We start from the raw sequence: 24,997 nt of genomic DNA, 5'->3' as shown, positions 1-24,997 counted from the left end.
GGTGCGAACCGTGTCAATGCATGACGAAACGGCTGATGGCCACTCCCACCCAGACCGTTCCCGCGAATATCAACAGCAGCATCACCGCCGCGCTGCCCAGGTCCTTGGCCCGTCCCAGCAGGGGATGGCGTTCGACGGACAGCGCATCGGCCAGCGCCTCGATGGCGGAATTGAGCAGTTCCGCCGCCAGCACCATGACCACCACGCCCACCAGGAAAAACACCTCGACCGTGGTGCGGCCCAGGAAAAAGGCCGCCGGGATCATCAGCACGGCCAGCGCGAGTTCCTGGCGAAAGGCCGCCTCGTATTGGACGGCCGCCTTCAGGCCTTGCCATGAATAGCGCAGCGCATTCAGGATGCGGCGCGCGCCGCCGGTGCTTTTGAAGGGCGAGTGTTGCGGGTCGTGGGTCATGGAATCGGAAGAAGGCCGGGTGTGGCGGCTTTTTAACAGATAAGGGTTGCCCGCGTGGCACGGCGCGCGCCTATGGGCAAACCCTAATTGTGACCCAACGGCAGCAGGCGCAGGATTCTGGTCAATTGGTAAGGCCACTTTACCTTTCCCTCCTGTCATCGTCCTGTCAACGACTTGTCTTGCATGCCGATTCAGACCATTGAACCTCGCCGCCTGTATCGCCAGATCGCCGATCAGCTCCGCCTGCTGATCGAGGCGGGCGAGTTCCCCGTCGGCGCGCGTCTGCCGCCCGAGCGCGACCTCGCGCTGAAGCTGGGCGTCTCGCGTCCCTCGGTGCGCGAGGCGCTGATCGCGCTGGAAGTCGAAGGCTGGGTCGAAGTCCGCATGGGTTCCGGCGTGTATGTGCACAGCCTGGCCGGCGCGCCGCGCGCCAGCCTGACCGCCGAAAGCCCGCTCGAGACCATCCGCGCGCGCCGCACCATCGAAGGCGAACTGGCCGCCCAGGCCGCGCTGAATCCGGTGCCCGCGCTGGTGGAAGGCCTGCGCGACGCGGTCGACGCCATGGAAGACGAGGCCCGGTCGGGCAGCGTGCCCATCCGCGGCGACAGGCTGTTCCACCTGCGCGTGGCCGAAATGGCCAGCAACGCCGTGCTGGTGCGCGTCGTGGGCGAGCTGTTCGACGAACGCCATAACCCGCTCTCCGTGAAGCTGGGCGATTACTTCGAAAATTCCGATAGCTGGGCCGTCGCCATCACCGAGCACCGGCGCGTCATCGACGCGATCGCGGCCGGCGATGAACAGGGCGCGCGCGCCGCCATGCATCAACATCTCTCCTGCTCGTACGACCGCCTGATGGCCAGTTGGCCCGGCGCGGCCGATGCGTTGCGCGCTGAATAGCAACATGCCGCCGGCGCCTTGGGCGCGGGCGGTGGATCGCAGTCGCAGTACGTAGGTGCAGCTCCAGTAAGTGAAGGTGAACTCCATATGTAAAACATGACGCAGGCCGCCGAGCCCGCCACCTCAAAGAGAGGAGACAACATGAAGTCAGGCAACGCTATCAAAGTGCTGTTTGCCGCCGTCGCGCTTGCCGTGAGCGGCACCGCGCTGGCCCAGACCACGCTGAAATGGGCACACGTGTACGAGACGTCCGAACCCTTCCACACGTCGTCGGTGTGGGCGGCCCAGGAAATCGAAAAGCGCACCAACGGCCGCTATCACATCGATGTCTATCCCGCCTCGCAGCTGGGCAAGGAAAACGACATTAACCAGGGGCTGACCCTGGGCACGGTGGACATGATAATTTCCGGGTCCAGCTTCGCCGCCAAGACCTTCCCGCGCATCGGCGTCACCTACTACCCCTACACCTTCCGCAGTCCCGAGCACCTGATCGCCTACACCAAGAGCGACATCTACAAGGAGCTGACCCGCGGCTACGACGAAAAGAGCGGCAACCACATCGTCGCGACCACGTACTACGGCACGCGCCAGACGACGTCCAATCGCCCGTTCACCAAGTGCAGCGAAATGAAGGGCCTGAAGATCCGCGTCCCGGACGTGGCCGCCTACCTGGCCATGCCGCGTGCCTGTGGCGCCAACACGGCGCCCATCGCCTTCGCCGAGGTCTACCTGGCCCTGCAGAACGGCACGGTGGAAGCGCAGGAAAACCCGCTTACCACCATCGAGGCCAAGAAGTTCTACGAGGTGCAGAAGAACATCATCCTCACGGGCCACATCGTCGATCACCTGAACACGGTGATCTCCGGCAAGCTCTGGAAGAGCCTGTCGGACGAGGACAAGAAGATCTTCACCGAGGTCGCGCAGCAGGCCGCGGAAAAGGCGTCGGCGGAAGTGGCCGCCAACGAAAAGAAGATGGTCGACGTGTTCAAGAAACGCGGCCTGACGGTGGCCGAGGTCAACGTCCAGGAGTTTCGCGACACCGTGCTGGAGAAGGTGCCGTTCAAGCAGTACGGCTACGAAAAGTCGGACTGGGAAAAGATCCAGGCGGTGAAGTAGCGCGCGGGCGGGCCGGTGTCCCGGCCCGCCTTTCCGTACCCGATCCCGGACGAGGGGAACGCCATGTATTCCAACGCGAAGGCCGCGCCGATGGCGGCCGTCAGCCACACGCCGGACCGGCCGCCCGGCCCGCATCACGTCGCCTCCGTGGATGAAATCGTCCACAGCTTCGAAGAGGCCGACCATCACGAGGTCAGCCTGGCCGGCTACCAGCCCGAAGACTGGATCTGCCTGGCCATCTTCTGGGCCATGGCGCTGCTGGTCTTCCTGCAGTTCTTCTCCCGCTACGTGTTGAACGATTCATACGCCTGGACCGAAGAGCTGGCGGTGTATTGCCTGATCGGTGTGGTGTTCCTGGGCTCGGCCATGTGCGTGCGCGCGTGCCGGCACATCCAGGTGGACTTCCTGTACCGCTACCTGCCAAAACCCGTGGGACGCGTGCTGTCGACGCTGATCGACATCCTGCGCACGGCTTTTTTCGGCTATGCCGTATGGCTGACGTATCGCTACATCGTGCTGGTGGGCGACGAGCCCATGACCACGCTGTTCTGGAACAAGGCCTACGTGTACTGGGTGGCGCTGGCGGGCTTTGCCATGATGTTCCTGCGGTCGCTGCAGGTATCCCTGCAGAACTGGCGCCAGGGCTATTCGATCCTGGAAAACCCCGCGGCCTACGAGTCGCTGGACTGAACCGCGAGCCGGCGTCCACCACGAATCCGCAGTGTCTTTCCGGGAGCGATACATGGGCACACTGATAGGAAGCTTTCTGCTGTTGATGATCATGGGACTGCCGGTGGCGGTGTCCATGGCGGGCGCGTCCCTGCTGTACATCCTGATCTCCGGCAGCGTGCCGGACGTCGTCGTCGCGCAGCGCATGATCGCGGGCGTCGAGTCCTTCCCGCTGCTGGCAGTGCCGTTCTTCATTCTGGCGGGCAACCTGATGAACATCGCCGGCATCACCGGCCGCATCTACAACTTCGCGGTGGCGCTGGTGGGGTGGATGCGCGGCGGGCTGGGGCAGGTGAATATCGTCGGTTCGGTCGTGTTTGCCGGCATGTCGGGCACCGCCATCGCCGACGCCGCGGGCCTGGGCACCATCGAGATCAAGGCCATGAAGGACCACGGCTACCAGACCGAATTCGCGGTCGGCGTCACCGCCGCGTCGGCCACGCTGGGCCCCATCATTCCGCCCTCGTTGCCCTTCGTCATCTACGGCATGATGGCCAACGTGTCGATCGGCTCCCTGTTCCTGGCGGGCCTGATTCCCGGCCTGGTGCTGACCCTCATGATGATGTTCACCGTGGCCTATTACGCGCGCCGCAACAACTGGGGCGGCGACGTCGCCTTCAACTGGAAGCGGCTGGGCGGAGCGGCGCTGGAAGTGCTGATCGTGCTGGCGTTTCCGCTGTCGATCTGGCTGATGACGCTGCAGGGCGTGTCGCCCAACATTGCCGCCGCAATCGCCTTCGCGGTCCTGCTGATCCTGGACTGGAAGTTCAATTTCTCCGCCGTCATGGCGCTGATGGCGCCGGTGATCCTGATCGGCGGCATGACGCTGGGCTGGTTCACGCCCACGGAAGCGGCGGTCGCCGCCGTGATCTGGGCGCTGTTCCTGGGGCTGGTCCGGTATCGGTCCATGACCTTGCGCACGTTGGCCAAGGCGTCGTTCGACACCATCGAGACCACCGCGTCCGTCCTGTTCATCGTGACGGCGGCGTCGGTGTTCGCATGGCTGCTGACCACGACGCAGGCGGCGCAGGCGTTGACGGACGCCATCCTGAGCGTGACGCAGAACAAGTGGGTGTTCCTGCTGATGGCCAACGTGCTGATCCTGATCGTCGGCTGCTTCATCGACACCATCGCCGCCATCACCATCCTCGTGCCCATCCTGCTGCCGATCGTGCTGAAACTGGGCATCGACCCGATCCACTTCGGCCTCATCATGACGCTGAACCTGATGATCGGCCTGCTGCATCCGCCGATGGGGATGGTGCTGTTCGTGCTGGCGCGCGTCTCCAAGCTGTCCGTCGAACGCACCACGATGGCCATCCTGCCATGGCTGGTGCCGCTTTTCCTGGCGCTGATCGCCATTACCTACATCCCGCAAATCACCCTGTGGCTGCCCACGGCGATGGGCATGGCCGGCAAATAAGGAACCCGTCACATGTCAGGAAGACTGCAAGGCAAGACCGCCCTCGTCACCGCCGCCGGGCAGGGCATCGGGCGCGCCGTGGCGCTGGCCTATGCGCGCGAAGGCGCCGACGTGCTGGCCGTGGACCTGAACGGGGCCGCGCTGGAAACGCTGTCCGGCTGCCGCACGCGGGTGCTGGACGTGACCGACGCCCACGCCGTGCGGGCCCTGGCGCAGGATGCGGGCGCGGTCGACGTGCTGTTCAATGGCGCGGGCTTCGTGCATGCCGGCACCATCCTGGACTGCGACGAAGACGCGTGGGACTTCTCGTTCAACCTGAACGTGCGGTCCATGTACCTGCTCATCCGCGCCTGCCTGCCGGCCATGCTGGCGCGGGGCGCGGGCTCCATCGTCAACATGGCCTCGGTGGCCGGCAGCATCAAGGGCGCGCCCAACCGCTGCGCCTACGGCGCCACCAAGGCCGCCGTTATCGGCCTGACCAAGTCGGTCGCCGCCGACTACGTGGCGCAGGGCATCCGCTGCAACGCGATCTGCCCCGGCACCGTTGAATCTCCGTCCCTGCGCCAGCGCATCGACGCCCAGGCGCAGGCCAGCGGGCAACCCGTCGCCGCGGTGGAAGCGGCGTTCACCGCGCGCCAGCCGATGGGCCGCATCGGCCGCGCCGAAGAGATCGCCGCGCTGGCGGTGTATCTTGCCAGCGACGAATCCGCCTTCACCACCGGCACCGCGCAAGTGATCGACGGCGGCTGGTCCAATTGAATTCCTCCTTTTCCAGCAACAAGGAACCGCTATGAAATTGATGCGCTATGGCGCCAAGGGCGTTGAAAAGCCTGCCCTGATCGATGCCCAGGGCCAGGTCCGCGACCTGTCTTCCGTCATCCCCGACATCACCGCGCAGACGCTGGTGCCGACCACGCTGGCCAAGCTGCGCGCGCTGGATCCGGCGTCGCTGCCGCAGGTGGCGCAACCGGGCCGCGTGGCGCCGCCCTGGAGCGGCATGGGCAAATTCATCTGCATCGGCCTGAACTACGCGGATCATGCCGCCGAGTCCGGCCTGCCGGTGCCGGCCGAACCCGTCGTCTTCATGAAGACGACCTCGGCCGTGGTCGGATGCAACGATCCGGTCGTGCTGCCGCAGGATTCCGTCAAGACCGACTGGGAAGTCGAGCTGGGCGTGGTGATCGGCGAAAAAGCCCGCTACGTCAGCGAGGCGGACGCCATGAAGCACGTGGCCGGCTACTGCGTGGTGAACGACGTATCAGAGCGCGAATACCAGATCGAGCGCGGCGGCACCTGGGACAAGGGCAAGGGCTGCGACACGTTCGGCCCCGTGGGCCCCTGGCTGGTCACGGCCGACGAGATCGCCGATCCGCAGGACCTGGAGATGTGGCTGGAGGTGAACGGCAAGCGCTACCAGAACGGCAGCACCCGCACCATGGTGTTCGGCGTTGCGCAACTGGTGTCGTACGTCAGCCGCTTCATGACGCTGTATCCCGGCGACCTCATCAGCACCGGCACACCGCCCGGCGTGGGCATGGGCCAGAAACCCGCGCCCGTCTACCTGAAGGCGGGCGACGAAATGAAGCTGGGCATCGCCGGCCTGGGCGAACAGCGCCAGCGCGTGCATGCCTGGGATCCCGCCCTGATCGACGGTTGATCGACGGCTGATCGGCGGATTGCCCCCGCCCCTTGCTTTCCGGAGTTTTCATGTCGCAGACCGATACCGCAGTCATACGCATCCACCCGGCGGACAACGTGGTGATCGCACGGCGCCAGCTCGTCAGCGGCACGCGGCTGGAAGGCGAGGGGGTGACGGTCGTGGGGCTGGTGCCTCCCGGCCACAAAGTGGCGGTGCGCGCCATCGCGGCCGGCGAGCCGGTGCGCCGCTACAACCAGATCATCGGCGTGGCGCGGCAGGACATCGCGCCCGGCCAGCACGTCCATACGCAGAACCTGGAGTTCTCGGACTTCGAGCGCGATTACGCTGTCGGGCAGGACGCCCGTCCCACGGACTACGTGACCGCGCCGGCGCTGTTCGACGGCATTGTGCGCGCCGACGGCCGGGTCGCCACCCGCAACTACATCGGCATTCTGACCAGCGTGAACTGCTCGGCCACGGTGGCCCGCGCCATCGCCGACCACTTCCGGCGCGACATCCGGCCCGAGGCGCTGGCCTCCTGTCCGAACGTCGATGGCGTGGTGGCGCTGACGCACGGCGCCGGCTGCGCCACCGGCAGCGACGGCGAGCCGCTGCGCGTGCTGCGGCGCACGCTGGGCGGCTACGCGCGCCACCCCAACTTCGGCGGGCTGATGGTCGTGGGGCTGGGCTGCGAGACCAACCAGATCGGCGGCCTGATGGAGCAGGAGCGCCTGCGTGAAAGCGGCATGCTGCATACCTTCAACATCCAGGACACCGGCGGCACGCGCAAGACGGTGGCGCGTGGCATCGAACTGGTGGAGCGCATGCTGGACCAGGCCAACCGCGTCGAGCGCCAGGCGGTGCCCGCCAGCCACCTGACGGTGGGCCTGCAGTGCGGCGGATCGGACGGCTATTCCGGCATCAGCGCCAATCCGGCGCTGGGCGCCGCGGTCGACCTGCTGGTGCGGCATGGCGGGACGGCCATCCTGTCCGAGACGCCCGAAATCTACGGCGGCGAACACCTCCTGACGCGCCGCGCGGAGACGCCCGCCGTGGCGGACAAGCTGCTGGCGCGCGTGCGCTGGTGGGAAGACTACTGCGCCCGCAACGACGCCGAGATGGACAACAATCCGTCGGCCGGCAACAAGGCGGGGGGGCTGACCACCATCCTGGAAAAATCGCTGGGCGCCATCGCCAAGAGCGGCACCACCAACCTGACCGACGTCTACGAATACGCCGAGCCGGTGCATACGCGCGGACTGGTCTTCATGGACACGCCCGGCTACGACCCGGTATCGGCCACCGGGCAGGTGGCGGGGGGCGCGAACCTGATCTGCTTTACCACCGGACGCGGGTCCGCCTACGGCTGCGCGCCCGCGCCTTCGCTGAAGCTGTCCACCAACACCGCGTTGTGGCAGCGCCAGTCCGACGATATCGACATCAACTGCGGCGAGGTGGTCGACGGCGCGCAAAGCGTGGCGCAGATGGGCGAGCGCATTTTCCAGCTCATGCTGCAGACGGCCTCCGGCCGCCGCACGCGCAGCGAAGGACATGGCTACGGCCAGAACGAGTTCGTGCCATGGCAACTGGGCGCGGTGATGTAGCGGGACGGGACGGGCCGTGCTATACCCTGGCCTTGCCCCACTTCTCGCCCCGCTCATCCATGCTTGAACGTTTGAATACGGAGTCGTTGCCGCGTCTGCCCGCAGACGTCGAAAAGCCTGCCTACGACCGGAGCCGGCTCACGCCCGGCATCGTGCATCTGGGGCTGGGCGCCTTTCACCGGGCGCACCAGGCGGTCGTGACGGACCAGGCCATGCAGGCAACCGGTGATCTGAGCTGGGGCATCCTGGGCGTATCCTTGCGCCATCCCGGCACCCGCGATGCGCTGACGCCCCAGGACGGCCTGTATACGCTGGCCGTGCGCGAGGCCGGACCTGACGGCCAGCACCACGAACAGTTGCGCGTCGTGGGCTCGGTCCTGCGCGTGATGGTGGCCGACGAGGACCCCAACGCGGTCCTGGAACGGATCGCCTACCCGCAGACCCGCATCGTCAGCCTGACCGTGACGGAAAAGGGCTACAGCCACGAACCCGCCACCGGCCACCTGCGCTGGGACGATCCCGATATCCTGCACGACCTGCAAGACCCCATCCGGCCGCGCAGCACGATCGGCATCCTGGTGTATGGCCTGGCGCTGCGCCGCGAACGCGACCTGCCGCCGATCACGCTGCTGTCCTGCGACAACCTGCGCGGCAATGGCGACACCCTGCGCAGCCTGGTGCTGGCATTCGCGCTTCGGGTGGACGTCACCCTGGCCGACTGGATCGACCGGCACTGCACCTTTCCGAATTCCATGGTCGACCGCATCGTGCCGGCCACCGAAGACCAGGACCGCCAGCGGATCGCCGGGCGGCTTGGCGTGGAGGACGCCTGGCCGGTGCTGGGCGAGCCCTACCTGAACTGGGTGATCGAAGACAAGTTCGCCGCCGGCCGCCCCGCCTGGGACGCGCAGGGCGGCGCGACCTTCGTGCGCAACGCGGCCCCCTATGAACGCCTGAAGCTGCGCATGGTGAGCGGGCCGCATTCGGCGTTGGCCTACCTGGGCACGGCGCTGGGCCTGCAGACCACGGCCGACGCCATCAATACGCCCGCCCTGCGCGGCTACCTCGACGCGATGATGCGCGAGGAGATTGCCCCGACCTTGCGCGGCATCCCCGAAGCGGGGCTGGTGGAATACCGCCTGCGGTTCCTCCAGCGGATCTCCAACCCGGCGCTGCCCCATCCGCTGCGGCAGATCGCGATCGATGGATCGCAGAAACTGCCCCAGCGACTCCTGGACACGATCCGCGACCGCCTGCGCGCCGGCCAGGGCATCGACCGCCTGTGCCTGGCGGTGGCGGCGTGGCTGAATTACCTGGGCGGCCAGGACGAGCAGGGCGGCGCGTATGCCATCCACGACCCGCTCGCGGCGCAGCTTGCCCGGCTGCTGTCGCGCGCCGAGGTCGCCGCGCAGACGGCCAAGCCCTCGCAGGCAGCACAGCGGCGCGCCACGGTGCTGGCGCGCTTCAAGCCGGTGTTCGGCGACCTGGGCGATTCCGCCGAGTTCGTCGCCCGCCTCACCGTCCAACTGGAAGCGCTGCGCGAGCATGGCGCGCTCCATGCCGCGCAGGCGGTCACCTAGGAGCAGGACATGGACGTCGACAGCCGCGTGACCGCCGCCGATTGGGAACGCTGGGCCGAGGCGTGCCTGCTGGCCCAGGACTACCCCGCAGACGACGCGCGCTGCCTGGCGCAAAGCCTGGCGCAGACCAGCCTGTGGGGCATCGATTCGCACGGCATCGCGCGGCTGCCGCACTACCTGAACCGCGTGGCGCACGGCTCCATCCTGTCCCGGCCTGACATCCGGGTCGAGCGCACGGGGCCGGGCACTGCCCAGGTGCATGGCGGGCGGGGGCAGGGCATCGTGGTGGCCCACCGGGCCAATGCCCTGGCGATCGAACTGGCGCGCGATGCCGGCGTGGCGGCGGTTGGCGTCAGCGATTCCTCGCACTGCGGCGCGATCGGCCTGTATAGCCGCGCCGCTGCCCGGCAGGGCATGATCGGCATCGCGTTCACGCATTCGGACGCGATTGCCGCGCCATTTGGCGGCCACGAGCCGTTCTTCGGCACGAACCCGATTTCGCTGGCCTTCCCGCGCGCGCAGGCGGAACCGCTGTGCCTGGACATGGCCACCACCCCGATTCCCTGGAACCGCGTCATGAATGCCCGCCGCGACGGCGTGGCCCTGCCGCCGGGCGTCGCGCTGGACGCGCAGGGCCAGGACTGCACCGACGCGCGGGCGGCGCGGGCGTTGCGTCCGCTGGGCGGCGAAGAATACGGCTACAAGGGCTACGGCTTGGCGATGATGGTGGAACTGCTGTGCGGACCCCTCAACGGCAATCCGTTCGGCCCGCATATCTCGCCCATGTATGAAGCGCTGGACCGCCCGCGCGAACTGGGCGCGTTTTTCATCGTCATCGACCCGGCGCGATTCGCGGGCGGCGCGGCCTTGGCCGGCGTCGTGGCGGCGATGGCGATGGAGCTGTCACAGGCGCCGGGCGGGCCGCGCCTGCCGGGCGATCCCGAGGCCGCCGCGCAGGCCGAGCGTCGCCAGCAGGGACTGCCGGTGCCGCCGGGCCTGTGGGCCCAGATGCAGGACTGGAGCGGGCGGCTGGGCGTGGCGCTGCCGGCGCGCCAGCCCTAGGCGTCATCGCCCGCGGATCGCAGATTCCGCCTACACCCCCAGGTACCGCAGCAGGCGGGCCTCGTCGTCCAGGAATTCCTTCGACGTGCCTGTCCACGCGACGCGCCCTTTTTCAACGATGGCGTGGCGGTCGGCGGTGGCCAGAAGCGGCTCCAGATTCTTGTCGATGCACAGCACCGCCAGCCCCGTCTGTTTCAGCGTATCCAGCGCCGCCCAGATCTCTTCGCGCACCACGGGCGCCAGGCCCTCGGTGGCTTCGTCCAGGATCAGGAGGCGCGGATTGGTCAGCAGCGCGCGGCCGATCGCCAGCATCTGCTGTTCGCCGCCGGACAGGTGGCTGCCCAGGTGCCGGGCGCGTTCGGACAGGCGGGGAAAGAGCGCGTAGACCCGTTCCAGCGTCCACGGATGCGCCGCGCCTTGCCGGTTGTGCGCCGTGGCGACCAGGTTCTCGCGCACGGACAGGTTGGGAAAGACATGGCGGCCCTCGGGCACAAGGCCTATCCCGCGCTGGGCCACCTTGTAGGCGGGCAGCCGGCTGATGTCGTCGCCGTCGAACGAGATCGCGCCGTGCGAGGCGGGGTTCAATCCCATCACCGCCTTGACGGTGGTGGACTTGCCCATGCCGTTGCGTCCCAGCAGGGTGACGAACTCGCCCGGCCCGATGTCCAGGTCGATGCCGAAGAGGGCCTGGCTGGCGCCATAGTGCGCGGTGACGCCGCGCAGCGAGAGCAGGGTATTCATGCGCGGGCCTCCCGGGCGCGGCCGCGCTCGCTGCCCAGATAGCACTCGCGCACCTGCGGGTCGTCGCGGATCTGGTCCACGGTGCCGCAGGCGAGCGCGCGTCCATAGACGAGCACGGTGATGCGGTCCGACAGGGCGAACACCGCCTGCATGTCGTGCTCCACCAGCAGGATGGTGTAGCGGCCGCGCAGTTGCCGCAGCAGGCGGGTCATGGCGTCGGATTCGTGCTGGCTCATGCCCGCCATGGGCTCGTCCAGCAACAGCAGCGACGGCTCGCACGCCAGCACCATGGCCAGTTCAAGCTGGCGCAGCTCGCCGTGCGCCAGTTCGCTGGCGGGCGTGCGCTCGCGGGCCGACAGGCCGGCCAGCGCCAGCGCCTCGCGCGCGGGCTCGATCAGCGCCGGCGTCGACAGCACGGGGCGCCAGAACCGGAAGCTGTGGCCGCGGCGCGCCTGCACCGCCATCGCCACGTTCTCCAATGCCGTGAACGGCTTGAAGACAGAGGTGATCTGATAGGACCGCGCCAGCCCGTGGCGCACGCGCTTTTCAACCGGCATGCGCGTGACGTCCTTACCGTCCAGCAGCACGCGCCCGGCGTCGGGCCGCAGTTCGCCGCTGAGCTGCCCGATGAGCGTGGTCTTGCCCGCGCCGTTGGGACCGATGACGGCATGCAGTTCCCCGCTGGCGACCTCCAGCGACAGCTTGTCGGTGACCGTCAGTCCGCCGTAGCGCTTTTCCAGGTTCTCGATGCGCAAGGCGCTCATTGCGGCTCTCCGGTGGGATGGCGGGCGGCTCTGCGCGCGTAGCGCCAGGGCACGGCGGACAGGCTGCCGTACAGGCCGCGTCGCGAGGCCAGCACCACGCCGACGATCAGCAGGCCCATGACGAGCATCCAGTGCTCGGTCAGCAGCTTCAGGCCTTCCTCCAGCAACAGGAACGCCAGCGCGCCCGCCACGGGGCCGAACAGCGTGCCGATGCCGCCCAGCGCCACCATCACGATGAGTTCGCCCGACGTGGTCCAGGCCAGGTACGAGGGCGAGACGTACATGGTCAGGTTGGCCAGCAGCACGCCCGCCACGCCGCAGATCACGGCGGAAATCACGTAGGCGGCAAGCCGGTATCGCAGCGTCGGAAAGCCCAGCGCGCGCATGCGGCGCTCGTTGGCCTGGCAGCCGCGCAAGGCCATGCCGAAGGGCGCGTGGATCAGCCGGTGCATCAGCCACAGCGCCCCGATCAGCACCGCGAAGGCCGTCCAATACAGGGCAAGCGGCGTGTCCAGCCGGAACAGGCCGAAATCGCTGCCGGCAAAGAGCGACATGCCGTCGTCGCCGCCAAAGCCTTCCAGGCCCGTGGCCAGGAAATAGAACATCTGCGCGAAGGCGAGCGTGATCATGATGAACGCGATGCCCGTCGTGCGCATGACCACGTAGCCGCTCACGAGTCCGACGACCGCGCAGGCCCCGATGGCGGCGGCCAGGTGCAGCCAGCCGCTTTCGATGCCGTAGTGCGACAGCACGCCGACCGAGTACGCGCCCAGGCCCAGGTACAGCGCGTGGCCGAAGCTCACCATGCCGCCGTAGCCCAGCAGCAGATTGAGCGCCAGCGCGGCGATGCCGTAGACCAGGACGCGGCCGAACAGCGCCAGCAGGAAGGGTTCGCCCTGCCAGTGCGCGTACGCGGGCACCAGCGCGAACAGGATGAGCAGCGCGGCGGCAGCCAGCGCGCGGGGAGAGAAGTTCAACATGCCGTCTGCGTCCTTATCCATGCCTGACGGGAAACAGGCCCTGCGGCCGCATCGCCAGCACGAGGGCCATGACGATATAGATCAGCATCGAGGCGATGGCCGGCCCCGCGGCGTTGGCGGCTGCGGGCGGCAGGGCGGCGCGCAGCAGCGTGGGCAGCAGCGCGCGTCCCAGCGTGTCGATCAGCCCCACCATCAACGCGGCGAGGAAGGCGCCGCGCACCGACCCGATGCCGCCGATCACGATGACCACCAGCGTCAGGATGAGGATGGGCTCGCCCATGCCCGTCTGCGCCGACAGGATGGGACCGGCCATCAGCCCGGCCAGTCCGGCAAGCACCGCGCCCAGCACGAACAGCAGGGTGTTCAGGCGGGCGATGTTCACGCCCAGCGCGCCGACCATCATGCGGTCGGTCGACCCGGCGCGGATCAGCATGCCCAGCCGCGTGCGATGGATCAGCACGTAGCAGCCCGCCGCGACCGCGAGGCCGACCACGATGATGAGGAACCGGTAGAGCGGATACGTGACGCCCAGGATGTCGATGGTGCCGGACAGCCAGGACGGCAGTCCCATGCTGACCGGCGCCGGACCCCAGATGATGCGGGTGAGTTCGTTGAAGAACAGGATGAAGCCGAAGGTCGCCAGCACCTGGTCCAGGTGTTCGCGCGGATACAGGCGCGCCAGCGCGATCCGGTCCAGCAGCAGGCCCAGCGCGGCCATGCCGGCGACGACCGCGGCCGCGGCGAGCAGGAACGAACCGGTGTGCCGGAACGCGGTGGCCGCGATGAAGGCGCCCATCATGTACAGCGACCCGTGCGCCAGGTTGATGAAATTCATGATGCCGAACACCAGCGTCAGGCCGGCGGCCAGCAGGAACAGCAGGATGCCAAGCTGCAGGCCGTTCAGGGCCTGCACCAGCAGCAGCGTCGTGGACATGGCTACACCCCCTTGCCGGCGGCCGTCAGGGCCGCCCGCTTCACTTCATGACGCACTGGGCGGCGTACTGGTCGGACACCTTGGACAGGTCGGGGAAGATGGGGCCCTTGTTCACGAAGGCCACCTTGCCGTCCGCGCTTTCGGCCACGTCCGCCCGGAAGAAGCCAGCCACCGGAAAGTGGTTGGGCTGATAGCGGAACTCGCCGCGCACGGATGGGAAGTCGGCGGCCTCCAGCGCCTTGCGCAAGGCTTCCTTGTCGTCGACCTTGCCGCCCGTCTTCTTGAGCGCCGACCCGATCAACTGGGCCGCGTCAAAGGATTGCGCCGCGTAGCTGGACGGTTCGCGGCCGTACTTCTGGCGGAACGCCGCGGCAAACGCCTTGTTGGCGGCGTTGTCCAGGTCAGGCGAGTACGGGACGTTGGTGACCGCGCCCAGCGCGTCCTTTTGCAGGGCGGGCAGGGTGGCGCCGTCGATGGTGTCCACCGACAGGAGCGGGATCTTGCCGAAGAGGCCCGCCTGGCGGTATTGCTTGATGAAGTTCACGCCCATGCCGCCCGGAAAGAACACGTAGGCGGCATCGGGCTTGGCGTCGGCCAGCGCGGCCAGCTCTACCGAGTAGTCGGGCTGGTTGACCTGGGTGAACACTTCGTTGGCCACGTCGCCCTTGAAGAAGCGCTTGAAGCCCGCCATGGCGTCCTTGCCGGCCTGGTAGTTGGGCGCCAGCAGGTAGACCTTCTTGAACCCCATCTGGTTGGCCATCTCGCCGCTGCCTTCGTGACGTTGGGTATTGTTCCAGGAGGTCGAGAAGAAGTAGGGCGAACAGTCCTTGCCGGCCAGGTTGGTCGGGCCCGCGTTGGAGCCCACCAGGAACACGCCGGCGCTGGTGACCGGGCGCACCACGGCCAACATCACGTTCGAATACACGACGCCGGTGATGATGGGCACCTTGTCGCTTTGCACCAGCTTGCGCGCGGCCTGCACGCCGATCTCGGGCTTGAACTGGTCGTCTTCCTTGATGACCTGTACAGGCACCCCGCCGAGCTTGCCGCCGCCCTGGTCGACGGCCAGCATGAAGCCGTCGAGCTGGTCCTGGCCCAGCACGGAGCCCGGACCGGTCAGCGTCGTCAGCAGGCCGATCTTGACGTCGGCCTGCGCGGCTGCGCCGATCGATAGTCCCAAGGCCGCGGCGGCGGCCAGCGTGTGGATGCGTTTCATGGTGATTCCCCTTGCTATGCCGTGTGTCACGGTCGTGGATGTGATGGGTCGCTATTGCGCCTGCAAGCCAAAGAACGTCATCGTGTTGCGGAACAGGATCTTCTGTTGCACGCCGGGCAGCAGATCGGCGTGCGCGACGAGCTTGCCGACCTCCTGTTCGCCCAATGGGTATGGGTAGTCCGAGCCCAGCAGCACGCGGTCCTCGCCCATGACGTCGATGAGCAGGCGCAGCGAGCGCGGGTCGAATACGGCGCTGTCGGTGTAGAAGCGGTCGGTGTAGGAAGAGGGCAGTTGCGGGCAGTCTTCGCGCACGATGTCGCGATGCCGCCAGGCATTGTCGACGCGGCCGAGCAGGTACGCGAAGCTGCCGCCGCCGTGCGCAAAGCACAGCTTGAGGCTGCGCGGAATGCGCTCGAACGCGCCGGACAGGATGAGGGACAGGATGCCGAGCTGCGTTTCGGCGGGCATGGCGACGAGCCACGGCAGCATCCATTTCTTCATGCGGCCGTCGGTCATCATGTCCCACGGATGCACGAGCACGGGGATGCCGTCGTTGGCGCAGTGGATGAGGAACTGCACCAGGGTGTCGTCGTCCAGGTCGCGCGGGCCGACGTGGTTGCCGATCTGCACGCCAAGGTGGCCGGCGGCGCGCGATCGGGATGCTTCGCGGCAGGCCAGGTCCAGGTCCTGCAGGGGGACCTGGGCAAGCGCCTTCAGGCGGGCCGGCGCGTGGGCGCAGTGTTCGAGCGCCAGGTCGTTCATGCGCGCGGCCCAGTCGGCCGCGGCCTGCGCGGGATAGGTGTAGCCGAACATGATGGGCGTGGCGCACAGGATCTGCACGTCGACGCCGTGCCGGTCCATCTGCGCCAGGCGCAGCGCGGGGTCCCATAGCGTGGCGTCGACGGGGCGAAAGGGGCGCTCGCCCGCCATGATCTGACCGGTGGAACCGTTGGCGTCGGGACGCAGCCAAGGGGCGTTGACGGGGTCCAGCGCGGCCGCTTCCTGCCGGGTGATCGGCGGGAAGAAGTGCGCGTGCATGTCGATTTTCTGGATCATGTCGGGATTAGGACTAGGCAGGGGTGGCCTGTGCGGAAGGGGCGTGGCCCTTGCCGGGATGGATGTCGCCGCAGGCGGGGCAGGTGCGTTTTTCGGGGCTGTCGTAGAAGGCCTGGAAGAGCGGGGGCAGGTCGGTGACGATGCTCTTGAGCTGGACTTCGACGCGATGCACGAGGTGGCCGCAGTGCGGGCAGTACCACTCGAAGCCGTCGAGAAGGCCGGTGGGGCGCTGGCGTTCGATGACGAGACAGGCGCTGTCGGCTTCGGGACGTTGCGGCGAGTGGCGCACGTGCGGGGGGAGCAGGAAGATGTCGCCTTCCTTGAGGTCGACGCGTTCGGGCTTGCCGTCGACCCAGAGCGACAGCCAGGCGTTGCCGCGGACCTGATAGAAGAATTCCTCCAGCGGGTCGTCGTGGTAGTCGGTGCGATGGTTAGGACCGCCGACGACGGTGACGATGAAGTCGCTGTCTTGCCAGATCTGCTGGTTGCCGACGGGGGGCTTGAGCAGATGGGCGTGGTCGTGGATCCAGCGCTGGAAATTCAACGGCGGGCCGTAGGCGGGCATGAGGGTCTCTCCGTGGGTCTTTTGACTTGCGGGTGATGGTGAAGTCTAGGCGGGGGGATGGTGGGCTGCACAATAGAAATTGTGCGGTTGGATATGCGGGTTATCTATCGCGGGGTTTCCCGGGGGATTGATGGGTCTTAAGGCGTCCGGTTTCTTGGGGGATTGTTGGTTCTTGAGACGCCCGGCGCGGCGGCGGCCTGGGGCGCGCGGGGCTACGATTGCGGTCCGGAGCCTTCGCTCCGGACTGCCCCGTCGTCAACCTCGTCCGCCTTCGGCTCCCTACGGTTTCCCTCGGGCGCATCTACACGCCCCGCGCACCCCTGGCCGCCGCCACGCCGGGCTCTGTGGCTTGAGCTTGGCGGTCGCTGGGGCGGGCCGGGTTCTTTAGGTTCTTTTCTGCGGCGGCGTGGATTTGGAACGTCTTGCGGGGGCCGCCCCACGGCGGCCGCGCGGGCGGCCTGGTGGGGCTTACGCGGTGTCTTGCGTCGGGGGGATGACGCTTCGCGTGGATTCTGCTTGTCTGCCTTTTCTGGTTTCGCGGTCAGTCACGGGGCGCGGGAGCGCTCGGCGGCGCCTCGCGTTGCGCCGTGATCTGCTTCAGATAATCCACCAGCCGCTGGCATGCGGGCGTGAGCGGGCGGTCGGCGCGGATGGAGTAGCCGACGTCGCCGAAGGCGCCGAAGACGTCGGTCGGCAGGCGTGCCAGGATGCCCATCGACAGGAATTGCGCCGCGGCGTCGTAAGGGATGAGGGCGAGGGCGTCGCTGTGCATGAGGACGCCGATGTTGGTCAGCAAGGACAACGATTCGACGTGGCGGGCGGGCAGGCGCAGGCCGGCGTCGAAGAACGTGCGTTCTATCGAGGCGCGCAGCGGGGATGTGGGGGCGGGAAGGATCCAGATGTGGTCCATCAGGTCCGCGAGGTCGACGCGGGGGGCGGCCGCCATCGGGTGGCGCGCGCCGACGACGAGGCACAGGTCTTCGTGGTAGAGCTTGTGGTGGTCGACGGCGACGCCGGAGATGGAGGCCATGTCGGCGCCGGGCAGGCGGCCGACGACGATGTCGACGTCGCCAGTGGCGAGCGCCGGGAGCAGTTGCGCGGAGGGGCCTTCGCGCACGGTGACCTGGATGCCGGGATGCTCCGTCATGAGGCGGGCGATGGCTTCGGGCAGGAGCTTGGCGGAGGCCGCGATGAGGGTGCCGACGACGACGTGTCCGCTGGCGCCGCCCAGCACCGCGTCGATGTCGTCGGCCATGTAGCGGACTTCGGCCATCATGGCGTGGACGCGCCGGCCCAGGACGAGGGCGAGCTCGGTGGGCGTGACGCCGCGGTTGGAGCGTTCGAACAGCGTTGAGCCGAAGAAGGCTTCGAGGTCGTGGATGGCCTTGGTGACGGTGGGCTGGGTCAGGTGCAGTTCGCTGGCGGCGCGCGAGAGCGACCGGCGCGCCAGCACGCGTTCGAAGATCTGCAACTGGTGCAGCTTCAGTTTGTGGCTCAGCGCGTTGGGCGTAATGCGGAAGTTCGACATCCGTGCAGCCGCCCTGGCGCGTGGCCGCGGACGATCGTCCTGTTTCCTGGGTGAATCCGACATGCCGCCGCCCGTTCCGTGTTGCCCGGTGCGCTTGCGGCTGCTAGCGCACGGGCGGCTTGTAGGCGACCGCCTTGATTTCGATCAGCAATTGAGGGTGCGGCAACTGGTGCACCGCAACCGTGGTGCGCGCCGGGCCGTCGGCGTCGAAGAACTCGCCGTAGACCTGATTGTATCCACCGAAGTCGTTCATGTTGACCAGGAAAGTACTGATCTCGACGACGTCCGCGAGCGTGGCGCCGGCGGTGGCGAGGATGTCGCGGATGTTCTCGATCACGGCGCGGGTCTGCACACGGATGTCGAGCGTGGCGGTGCCCATGGCGTCGACGTGCGCGCCGGCAATGCGGTTGTCGGGCAGGCGCGAGCTGGTTCCGGAGACGAACAGGAAGTCGCCGGCGCGCTTGATGTGGGGATACTTGCCGCGGGGCGTGGCCTTGCCGGGTACGACGGTGGCGCTGGCGGTGGGCGAATTCATCGTGCGTTCCTTTGGGTGGGAGGGTCAGAGCTTGATGCAGACGTTGGTGGGCTCGGTGTAGAAGTGCAAGGAGTGGCGGCCGCCTTCGCGGCCGATGCCCGAGAGGCCGCTGCCGCCGAAGGGCGTACGCAGGTCGCGCAGGAACCAGCAGTTCACCCAGGCAAGGCCAACCTGCATGGCCTGGGCCACACGGTGCCCGCGCGCGAGGTTCTGGGTCCAGACGGCGGCCGCCAGGCCGTAGCGCGTGTCGTTGGCAAGGCGTATGGCCTCTTCCTCGGTGTCGAAGGGCGCGATGTGGCACACGGGGCCGAACACTTCTTCCTTGATGCAGCGGGCGCTTTCCGGCAGGCCGGTCCAGATCGTGGGCTGCACATAGGCGCCTTCGTCTCGCGCATCGCCGAACACGGGCACGCCGCCGCCAGCGACGACCGTGGCGCCTTCTTCACGCGCCAGCGCGAAGTACGAGAGAACCTTGTCGCGATGTTCGCGCGACACCAGCGGTCCCATTTCGGTGTCGGGGTCCAGCGGCCAGCCGATGCGCATGTCGCGCGCTCGCGCCGCCAGGGCCGCGACGAAGCGGTCGTAGAGGGGGCGCTCGACGTAGACGCGCTCCGTGCACAGGCAGACCTGGCCGCAGTTGGCGAAGACCGAGCGGGTGACGCCGTCCACGGCGGCGTCGAAGTCGGCGTCCGCGAAGACGATCGCCGCGTTCTTGCCGCCCAGTTCGAACGACACGGGCTTCACGCCGGGCGCCACGGCGCGCATGATGGCCGCGCCGGTGGCGGACTCGCCGGTGAAGGTGATGCCGTCGATGTCGGAGTGGGTGGTGATGAATTCGCCGGCCGAGTCGGGGCCGAAGCCGTGCGTGAGGTTGAGGACCCCAGCCGGCAGGCCGGCGTCGTGGGCGACTTCCGCCAGCAGTGTCGCGGTGGATGGCGTCACTTCGGACGGCTTCATGATGACGGTGTTGCCGAAGGCCAGCGCGGGCGCCACTTTCCAGGTCAGCAGCAGCAGGGGCAGGTTCCAGGGGGATATGACGCCCACCACGCCCAGGGGCTTGCGGTAGGCATAGTTCAGCGCCTGCCGGCCATCGGGCGTGTCGGTCATGTAGCTTTCCATGTCCAGGGTGCGCGCCAGCTCCGCGAAGGTGCGGAAATTGGCCGCGCCGCGCGGGATGTCGATCTTGCCGGCCCAGCCCACCGGTTTGCCGGTATCGCCGATCTCGGCCTGCAGGAAATCGTCGAAGCGGCGCTCGATGCCGTCCGCCAATGCCAGCAGATAGTCGGTGCGCGCCGCCACCGGCAGCGCCGCCCACGCGGGCAGCGCGCGCCGGGCGGCGGCCACGGCGCGCTCGACCTGGTCACGGCTGGCCTCGTGGACCTGCGCAATGCGTTGTCCGTCCACCGGACTGGTTTTGTCGAATGTGGACCGGCCGTCTTCGAAGCGGCCATCCAGGTAGTTGCGCAATTGGCGTATCGGCATCGGCGTGTTCTCCGGGTGGATGCAGATAAATACGTATACGTACTATATTGACGGATAGTAGGCAGCCCGCCGCGCCAAGTCAATGCACTTTTTCGAGCACGGCTGCGCCTACAATCGCCAGGCCAATTCCATGGACGTCCGATGACCGCTGCTTCCCGTTCCGCCCGCCCGGCCTCTGCCCGGGCTTTGAAGGAGTTCGACCTGACGCAGGTGGCCTCGCACCTGCTGCGCCGCGCCCACTTCCGGGCCGAAGCGCTGTTCGCGCAGGCATTTCCGGATGAGGACCTGACGCCGCGCCAGAAGGCCCTGCTGGTCACCGTCTACCAGAATCCTGGCGCCACGCAGAACCGTATCGCCGAGCTGATCGCGCTGGACCGCAATTCGTTCGCCGAGATGATCGCGCGCATGACGAAGAAGGGCTACGTGCGCCGCACGCGTTCGGCGGAAGACGGGCGCGCCTATGCGCTGGAAATCTCCCCGCAGGGCGAGGCGCTGCTGGCGCGCATCCTGCCGCGCGATGCCGAGGTCGAGGCACAGGTGCTCGCGCCGATTCCCGAGGAACTGCGGCCCGTCTTCCTGCGGTGTCTGCGCCTGATGGCGGGGCTGGAGACGCCGGAGACCCCGGAGACGCGCTGAGGCCGCGCGCCGCGGGCCGCGTCAGGAGTCAGTCTTGGGGGCGGCGTGCGCCGGCTCGGCGGGGGAAGGCGTTGGTGCGGGCGTTGTTGCGGGCGGTGGCGTCTGCGCAGTCGGGGGTGTCTGCGGGGCGGGCGGCTCCTCCCGTGGGACCTTGCCGAATCGCAGCGCGTACTGCCGGGTGAAGACCGCGCCGAAAAAGAAGATCTGCGCGGAATACCAGATCCACAGCAGCAGTGCGATCAGCGAGCCGGCCGCGCCATACGCCGACACGGCGGCGCCGCGCCCCAGGTACAGGCCAATGCCCCACTTGCCCAGCAGAAACAGGGCGGCCGTGACAATCGCGCCCGGAATGACGTCCTGCCACGATATCTTCGCGCTGGGCAGCAGTTTGAACACCACTGCGAACAACGCCGCCACAACCGAAAAAGAAAACAGGTTGGAGATCCACTCCGCGACAACGGCGAAAGTGGAATTGGCCCACAGTTCGCCGTAGATGCCGCGCGCGGCGGCCAGCGCGGCATTCACGGTCAGCGACACCAGCAGGAAGAGCGCTAGGACCAGCACCAATCCGAATGACAAGAGGCGGCTGCGCACCATTCCGTGCAGGCCGCCTTTCTGGTTGGCGGTCACGTCCCACAATTCGTCCAGGCTTGCCTTCAGTTCGGCGAAGGCCGTGGTCGCGCTGAAGATCAGCACACAGATTGAGACAAGCGCCGCGATCCAGCCGCTGCCCGACTCGTGGGCGCTGGCCAGCACGGTCTGGATCACCTCGGCGCCCCGGTCGCCGATCAGGTCGCGAAGCTGCGCGAACAATTCCGAGCGCACCGCCTCCTCGCCAAAGAACGCACCGGCCACCGCGATCACCAGCAGCAGCATCGGCGCCAGCGAAAACACCATGTACAGCGCCAGGGCGGCGCCCTTGCTGGACGCGCGATGGCTGGACCACTGCCGCGCGGAGTCCATCAGCAGTCCGCCGATCTGGGAAGGTCGCAGGACACGCAGCAGGTTCTTGGGCAGGCGCATGGGAAAAGGACTCGGAATCGGAGCCTTCATTGTAGGGACGCATGCAGGCCCCAGATACCGGCAGATTGTTGGCAAACGTTTGCCAGCGCCGGGATTTCGCCGCCCTTGAAACAACACGCAAAGAAATCCAGGGCGAAAAAAACCCCCGGGGCGAAGGACCGGGGGTTTCGGATACTGCATTCCCCGGCCGAAGCCGGGGAGGCCGTGCAAGGGAAGCGGGACTTAGAAGTCCATGCCGCCCATGCCGCCCATGCCGCCGGGCATGGCCGGGGCAGCGGGCTTGTCTTCAGCCAGTTCAACCACGGCGGCTTCGGCCGTCAGCAGCAGGCTGGCGACGGAGGCAGCGTTCTGCAGGGCGGTGCGGGTCACCTTGGTGGGATCCAGCACGCCTTGCTCGACCAGGTCGGTGTACTCGCCGGTCGCTGCGTTGTAGCCGAAGTTGCCCTTGCCGTTCAGCACGTTGCTGACCACGACGCTGGCTTCTTCGCCGGCGTTCGTGACGATGGTGCGCAGGGGCTCTTCCACAGCGCGCAGGATCAGCTTGATGCCGGCGTTCTGGTCAGGCGTGTCGCCCTTCAGGTCAGCGATGGCTTGCTTGGCGCGCAGCAGCGCAACGCCGCCGCCAGCCACAACGCCTTCTTCCACTGCAGCGCGCGTGGCGTGCAGGGCGTCTTCGACGCGAGCCTTCTTTTCCTTCATTTCGACTTCGGTGGCAGCGCCAACGCGAATCACGGCAACGCCGCCGGCCAGCTTGGCCACGCGTTCTTGCAGCTTTTCACGGTCGTAGTCGGACGTGGCTTCTTCGATCTGCACGCGCACTTGCTTGACGCGGGCTTCGATGGACTTGCTGTCGCCAGCGCCGTCGATGATCGTGGTGTTTTCCTTGCCCACTTCGATGCGCTTGGCCTGGCCCAGCTCAGCCAGCGAGGCCTTTTCCAGCGACATGCCGGTTTCTTCGGAGATCACCGTGCCGCCCGTCAGGATGGCGATGTCTTCCAGCATGGCCTTGCGGCGGTCGCCGAAGCCAGGCGCCTTGACGGCGGTGGTCTTCAGGATGCCACGGATGTTGTTCACAACCAGGGTGGCCAGGGCTTCGCCTTCGACGTCTTCCGCGATGATCAGCAGGGGACGGCTCGACTTGGCGACTTGTTCCAGCACCGGCAGCAGGTCACGGATGTTGCTGATCTTCTTGTCGAAAATCAGGACAAACGGATCTTCCAGGACGGCGACTTGCTTGTCCGGGTTGTTGATGAAGTAGGGCGACAGGTAGCCGCGGTCGAATTGCATGCCTTCGACGACGTCCAGCTCGTTTTCCAGCGACTTGCCGTCTTCGACGGTGATGACGCCTTCCTTGCCAACCTTGTCCATCGCGTCAGCGATGATCTGGCCGATGGAGGAATCGCTGTTGGCCGAGATGGAACCGACCTGGGCGATTTCCTTGCTGGTCGTGACCGGCTTGGATTGCTTTTGCAGTTCGGCGACGGCAGCGGCGACAGCCTTGTCGATGCCGCGCTTCAGGTCGATCGGGTTGAAACCGGCGGCAACGTACTTCAGGCCTTCCTGAACGATGGCCTGGGCCAGCACGGTGGCGGTCGTGGTGCCGTCACCGGCGTTGTCGGAGGTCTTGGAAGCGACGTCCTTGACGAGCTGGGCGCCGATGTTCTCGAACTTGTCCTTCAGTTCGATTTCCTTGGCGACGGACACGCCGTCCTTGGTCACGGTCGGGGCGCCGAACGAGCGCTCCAGCACGACGTTGCGACCCTTGGGGCCCAGGGTGGTCTTGACAGCATTGGCGAGGACATTCACGCCACGGACGATGCGCACGCGGGCGTCATCACCGAACAATACTTGCTTGGCAGCCATTTCTTAGCTTCCTTCGAAAATTCGTTTGAGGCGGGGTTTACTGGACCACGGCGAGGATTTCGTCCTCGCGGATGACGAGCAGTTCTTCGCCATCAACCTTCACGGACTGGCCGGCGTACTTGCCGAACAGAACCTTGTCACCAGCCTTCAGGTCAACCGGCAGGATCTTGCCGTCTTCGGTCTTCTTGCCGGGGCCGACGGCCACGACTTCACCCTGGTCGGGCTTTTCAGCGGCGCTGTCCGGGATCACGATGCCCGAGGCAGTCTTGCGCTCGTTTTCGAGGCGTTTGACGATCACGCGATCGCCCAGGGGACGCAAGGCCATGAGGAACTCCTGTTAACTAAAAAGTAAGTGAATGATCGGTTAGCCCCGGGAGGGCTGTTAGCACTCACCGGTGTCGAGTGCTAATTATAGGGATGATGTTTGCAGGTTCAAGGGGGCGCGAGGCGCTGTTACATCTTTGGGGCCGGGGTCGACGCTACTCAACTGTCGAAGTTCATTCAACTTGAGATTTGGTTCACTGAAGTTGGCGTGTAACAAGTGTGTAGACTGAGGCGGCGCGCGGGTTGCGACGGAGGACTGCCGATTTCAGGCCAAGAGTGGCTCGGCGAGCGCTGCGCGTCGCGCGAGCTTGCGGATGGACTTTTGGTTCATTGAAGTTGGGTAAATGCCGATTTTGGTTCATTGAACTTCGAAATTGCACAAAAAAGTTCATTGAAAAAGTGTGCGTACGGTAGTGGCGGACCCGCCTTACCTGGCACTCCCACTAAGCCAAGCCAATGATGGCTGGACGATAGCGGCGACTGATGGTCTTCCGTCCCAAGCCCCTAGGGGCAGAGGCGACGCTATGGTCTGACTGCATGCGACCGAGGCTGTGTGAAAACTCTTTGACGCCGCTACGGTGATCTAGATAGAGTTTGGTATCTCGATCCCGGGAGTCGACATGCCCCGATTCATCGAAGGTCAGGACCGGCAGCAGGTAGCGTTGATCCCGGAATGCCTGGATGACTTCATCGCCGACGACAACCCGGTGCGCATAATCGACGCATTCGTCGACGAGCTCAACCTGGCATTGCTCGGATTTGAGAAGGCGGCGCCAGCAGCTACCGGCCGCCCGTCGTATCACCCGGCTGTGCTGCTGAAGATCTACATCTACGGCTACTTAAATCGGGTCCAGTCCAGTCGTCGACTCGAGCGAGAGTGCCAACGCA

Annotated in this window: 25 protein-coding genes; 11 read left to right on the top strand and 14 right to left on the bottom strand. The window is 66.8% G+C overall.

Annotated features, from left to right (window positions below):
- Window positions 1-13 precede the first annotated feature (13 nt).
- On the bottom strand, window positions 14-412 hold the full coding sequence (locus tag BMW75_RS28170) for a diacylglycerol kinase (protein WP_076516669.1): 399 nt from the start codon (window positions 410-412) through the stop codon (window positions 14-16).
- 183 nt (window positions 413-595) lie between these two features.
- Here BMW75_RS28170 and BMW75_RS28165 point away from each other — a divergent pair, with 183 nt between their 5' ends.
- The 9 genes from BMW75_RS28165 (at window position 596) to BMW75_RS28125 (ending at window position 10,462) form a co-directional block, all read left to right on the top strand.
- A complete protein-coding gene (locus BMW75_RS28165) occupies window positions 596-1,309 on the top strand; it encodes a FadR/GntR family transcriptional regulator (RefSeq protein ID WP_076516667.1) in 714 nt (237 codons plus the stop codon).
- A 141-nt stretch (window positions 1,310-1,450) separates the two neighbouring features.
- Window positions 1,451-2,425 (top strand): sialic acid TRAP transporter substrate-binding protein SiaP, encoded by a 975-nt coding sequence (locus tag BMW75_RS28160; RefSeq protein ID WP_076516665.1) that lies wholly within the window; start codon window positions 1,451-1,453, stop codon window positions 2,423-2,425.
- 63 nt (window positions 2,426-2,488) lie between these two features.
- Window positions 2,489-3,115, top strand: coding sequence for a TRAP transporter small permease (locus BMW75_RS28155; RefSeq protein ID WP_092582803.1), 627 nt, complete (start codon window positions 2,489-2,491; stop codon window positions 3,113-3,115).
- A 52-nt stretch (window positions 3,116-3,167) separates the two neighbouring features.
- Window positions 3,168-4,577 carry a TRAP transporter large permease gene (locus tag BMW75_RS28150; protein ID WP_076516663.1) on the top strand — a complete coding sequence of 470 codons (1,410 nt, stop codon included), beginning with the start codon at window positions 3,168-3,170 and terminating at the stop codon, window positions 4,575-4,577.
- 12 nt (window positions 4,578-4,589) lie between these two features.
- Window positions 4,590-5,336: an SDR family oxidoreductase gene (locus BMW75_RS28145; protein WP_076516661.1), complete on the top strand. Its 747-nt coding sequence runs from the start codon at window positions 4,590-4,592 to the stop codon at window positions 5,334-5,336.
- Between the two features lie 31 nt (window positions 5,337-5,367).
- On the top strand, window positions 5,368-6,234 hold the full coding sequence (locus tag BMW75_RS28140) for a fumarylacetoacetate hydrolase family protein (protein ID WP_092582802.1): 867 nt from the start codon (window positions 5,368-5,370) through the stop codon (window positions 6,232-6,234).
- A gap of 50 nt (window positions 6,235-6,284) precedes the next feature.
- Window positions 6,285-7,820 (top strand): UxaA family hydrolase, encoded by a 1,536-nt coding sequence (locus BMW75_RS28135; protein WP_092582801.1) that lies wholly within the window; start codon window positions 6,285-6,287, stop codon window positions 7,818-7,820.
- 59 nt (window positions 7,821-7,879) lie between these two features.
- Window positions 7,880-9,400 (top strand): mannitol dehydrogenase family protein, encoded by a 1,521-nt coding sequence (locus tag BMW75_RS28130; RefSeq protein ID WP_092582800.1) that lies wholly within the window; start codon window positions 7,880-7,882, stop codon window positions 9,398-9,400.
- 9 nt (window positions 9,401-9,409) lie between these two features.
- Window positions 9,410-10,462 carry an Ldh family oxidoreductase gene (locus BMW75_RS28125; protein WP_092582799.1) on the top strand — a complete coding sequence of 351 codons (1,053 nt, stop codon included), beginning with the start codon at window positions 9,410-9,412 and terminating at the stop codon, window positions 10,460-10,462.
- A gap of 30 nt (window positions 10,463-10,492) precedes the next feature.
- Here the strand turns inward: BMW75_RS28125 and BMW75_RS28120 are convergent, their stop codons facing one another.
- From BMW75_RS28120 to BMW75_RS28075, 10 genes are all read right to left on the bottom strand, one after another.
- Window positions 10,493-11,203, bottom strand: a complete 711-nt coding sequence (locus tag BMW75_RS28120) for an ABC transporter ATP-binding protein (protein ID WP_092582798.1) — start codon at window positions 11,201-11,203, stop codon at window positions 10,493-10,495.
- On the bottom strand, window positions 11,200-11,967 hold the full coding sequence (locus BMW75_RS28115) for an ABC transporter ATP-binding protein (RefSeq protein ID WP_092582797.1): 768 nt from the start codon (window positions 11,965-11,967) through the stop codon (window positions 11,200-11,202). The genes BMW75_RS28120 and BMW75_RS28115 overlap by 4 nt, the downstream gene beginning before the upstream one ends.
- Window positions 11,964-12,947, bottom strand: a complete 984-nt coding sequence (locus BMW75_RS28110; RefSeq protein ID WP_092582796.1) for a branched-chain amino acid ABC transporter permease — start codon at window positions 12,945-12,947, stop codon at window positions 11,964-11,966. The genes BMW75_RS28115 and BMW75_RS28110 overlap by 4 nt, the downstream gene beginning before the upstream one ends.
- A gap of 13 nt (window positions 12,948-12,960) precedes the next feature.
- Complete coding sequence (locus BMW75_RS28105; RefSeq protein ID WP_092582795.1) at window positions 12,961-13,881, bottom strand: branched-chain amino acid ABC transporter permease; 921 nt, start codon at window positions 13,879-13,881, stop codon at window positions 12,961-12,963.
- 40 nt (window positions 13,882-13,921) lie between these two features.
- Complete coding sequence (locus tag BMW75_RS28100; RefSeq protein ID WP_092582794.1) at window positions 13,922-15,097, bottom strand: ABC transporter substrate-binding protein; 1,176 nt, start codon at window positions 15,095-15,097, stop codon at window positions 13,922-13,924.
- Between the two features lie 51 nt (window positions 15,098-15,148).
- Window positions 15,149-16,153: an amidohydrolase family protein gene (locus BMW75_RS28095; protein ID WP_092582793.1), complete on the bottom strand. Its 1,005-nt coding sequence runs from the start codon at window positions 16,151-16,153 to the stop codon at window positions 15,149-15,151.
- Between the two features lie 13 nt (window positions 16,154-16,166).
- Entirely contained in the window at window positions 16,167-16,718 is a 552-nt protein-coding gene (locus tag BMW75_RS28090) for a 3-hydroxyanthranilate 3,4-dioxygenase (RefSeq protein ID WP_092582792.1), read from the bottom strand.
- A gap of 541 nt (window positions 16,719-17,259) precedes the next feature.
- On the bottom strand, window positions 17,260-18,246 hold the full coding sequence (locus BMW75_RS28085) for a LysR substrate-binding domain-containing protein (RefSeq protein WP_175493297.1): 987 nt from the start codon (window positions 18,244-18,246) through the stop codon (window positions 17,260-17,262).
- 103 nt (window positions 18,247-18,349) lie between these two features.
- Window positions 18,350-18,781: a RidA family protein gene (locus tag BMW75_RS28080; protein ID WP_092582790.1), complete on the bottom strand. Its 432-nt coding sequence runs from the start codon at window positions 18,779-18,781 to the stop codon at window positions 18,350-18,352.
- Between the two features lie 24 nt (window positions 18,782-18,805).
- Entirely contained in the window at window positions 18,806-20,263 is a 1,458-nt protein-coding gene (locus BMW75_RS28075) for a 2-hydroxymuconic semialdehyde dehydrogenase (protein ID WP_092582789.1), read from the bottom strand.
- Between the two features lie 141 nt (window positions 20,264-20,404).
- Between BMW75_RS28075 and BMW75_RS28070 the strand changes: the two genes are divergently transcribed.
- Window positions 20,405-20,899: a MarR family winged helix-turn-helix transcriptional regulator gene (locus tag BMW75_RS28070; protein WP_092582788.1), complete on the top strand. Its 495-nt coding sequence runs from the start codon at window positions 20,405-20,407 to the stop codon at window positions 20,897-20,899.
- A 21-nt stretch (window positions 20,900-20,920) separates the two neighbouring features.
- On the opposite strand, the gene BMW75_RS28065 is transcribed toward BMW75_RS28070, so the two are convergent.
- The 3 genes from BMW75_RS28065 to groES form a co-directional block, all read right to left on the bottom strand.
- Window positions 20,921-21,922 carry a YihY/virulence factor BrkB family protein gene (locus BMW75_RS28065; protein ID WP_092582787.1) on the bottom strand — a complete coding sequence of 334 codons (1,002 nt, stop codon included), beginning with the start codon at window positions 21,920-21,922 and terminating at the stop codon, window positions 20,921-20,923.
- 222 nt (window positions 21,923-22,144) lie between these two features.
- Complete coding sequence (gene groL, locus BMW75_RS28060; protein ID WP_092582786.1) at window positions 22,145-23,785, bottom strand: chaperonin GroEL; 1,641 nt, start codon at window positions 23,783-23,785, stop codon at window positions 22,145-22,147.
- 37 nt (window positions 23,786-23,822) lie between these two features.
- Window positions 23,823-24,110 carry a co-chaperone GroES gene (groES, locus tag BMW75_RS28055; RefSeq protein WP_006221616.1) on the bottom strand — a complete coding sequence of 96 codons (288 nt, stop codon included), beginning with the start codon at window positions 24,108-24,110 and terminating at the stop codon, window positions 23,823-23,825.
- Window positions 24,111-24,729: 619 nt separating this feature from the next.
- On the opposite strand from groES, the gene BMW75_RS28050 reads away from it, so the two are divergent.
- The coding region (locus BMW75_RS28050; RefSeq protein WP_139208612.1) for a transposase at window positions 24,730-24,997 on the top strand (268 nt) is incomplete at its 3' end.

The organism is Achromobacter sp. NFACC18-2, assembly GCF_900108985.1.
Classification (GTDB): Bacteria; Pseudomonadota; Gammaproteobacteria; order Burkholderiales; family Burkholderiaceae_B; genus Achromobacter.
This window is presented reverse-complemented; position numbering and strand designations above follow the sequence as displayed.